We start from the raw sequence: 1,532 nt of genomic DNA on the forward strand, positions 1-1,532 counted from the left end.
CGGTCTCCCTTGAGCAAAGTCGGTTCAATGACCGTGCCGGGGGTAACCACCCGCACCACTTCACGCGGGAATAAACCGCGCGTGGGTTGATCGCCGACCTGCTCACAGATAGCGACGTGATACCCCTTCTCAATCAGGCGGGCCAGATAGTTTTCAACAGCGTGATAGGGTATACCAGCCATCGGCACGCGGTTGCCCTTGGCCACATTCCGCGAAGTCAGGACAATATCCAGTTCTCGGGAGGTGATTTCGGCATCCTGATCGAAGGTTTCGTAAAAATCTCCCAAACGAAAGAACAGGATGGCGTGTGGGTATTGGCGCTTGATTTCGAGGTACTGCTGGCGGATGGGGGTGACGTCTTCGCTCATTCGATTTTTCTCAAGGTGGATTGAATTAATCCTTGCAAGTGGTTCACACGGCGGGATAATTCCACCTGTTGCAGGTAATTCTACCAAAAGAACAAACCATTCTACAGGGGAGTATTGTATGCCTTATCGCTTTTTTGTTTATTTATCGGTTGTGCTAAATGGGATACGTTCTATTTAAGCTGTAAGATGGAAGGAACTTGAAGAAGGCCTTTCAATTTTGTGGCTTGAAAAGTGGAATTGGCAATTCTACAATATAGCTTGTATGAAACTGACCAGTGTGATTCTGGTTATTGTTGTCGTGTTGACAGGTTTGCCGAATAATTTTTTTCAACCTCAAAGCGTTGAAGATCTGATTGTTTACGACGATCAATTGGCGGCAAACTGGTTCAACTGGTCTTGGGGCGGCAGCGTGGATTTGAACGCTTTGGACGTGGTTAATTCCGGCAGCCGCAGCATTCGGGTAACCTATGAGGGTTGGGGAGGACTTTCGTTTTACAAAGCCGATGTTCCTCTTTACGGTAAAACCCATCTCCAGTTTTATGTTCACGGGGGAAGTGGTATAGATAAACCCCTGTGGGTTTTTGTTAATTATGAGGACGGCAGCGAAGGCCCGCGTTCTTCATTCACTGCAAAAGCCGGTCAATGGCAGAAAATCGAAATTCCCTTGAATGCGCTTAACCCGGATAATCGCAAAATTACACGCCTCAACTGGCAGAATGCCAGCGCTAACAGCGGACTGACGGTTTATTTTGATGAAATCAAGTTTGTGAGCACTGTTTTCCCCAATGCCCCGCAGATTTTGAGCGGGGGATACCGTTCTCACTCCATACGAGCCGGCGGTAGAATTCTGGCAGTGCGGGCTCAAGTCAATGATCCGCAGGGAACGGATACGATTGTGCAGGTGAGTTTGGAGAGCGATACGGGTGGCTGGCAGGCTGTGCCGCTGTTCGATGACGGACTGAACAACGACGGCGAGGCGGGCGATGGCTTGTTTGGGGCGGCTTTTGCGCTGCCTGCCAGACATACCGGGCGTGAAATCGGGCTGTACGTGCGCGCAGTGGATCGGGATGGAAACAGCGCAGTCCGTTATCTCGGCGTCTTAACCGTCTTGGCAGATGTGAACAGCCCCATTCCACCCGGTTTGCCCCCAAAACTGGGCTGGGG

The 1,532-nt window shown here is 50.7% G+C and carries 1 protein-coding gene and 1 pseudogene; one reads left to right on the forward strand and one right to left on the reverse strand.

What is annotated here, in order from left to right; genetic code table 11:
• Positions 1–368: pseudogene (locus tag VAE48_RS14420) on the reverse strand (DNA mismatch repair protein MutS); the annotation flags it as partial.
• A gap of 262 nt (positions 369–630) precedes the next feature.
• Between VAE48_RS14420 and VAE48_RS14425 the strand changes: the two are divergent.
• The coding region (locus VAE48_RS14425) for a choice-of-anchor X domain-containing protein (RefSeq protein WP_322794028.1) at positions 631–1,532 on the forward strand (902 nt) is incomplete at its 3' end.

The organism is Bellilinea sp. (genome assembly GCF_034432615.1).
Taxonomy (GTDB): domain Bacteria; phylum Chloroflexota; class Anaerolineae; order Anaerolineales; family Anaerolineaceae; genus Bellilinea.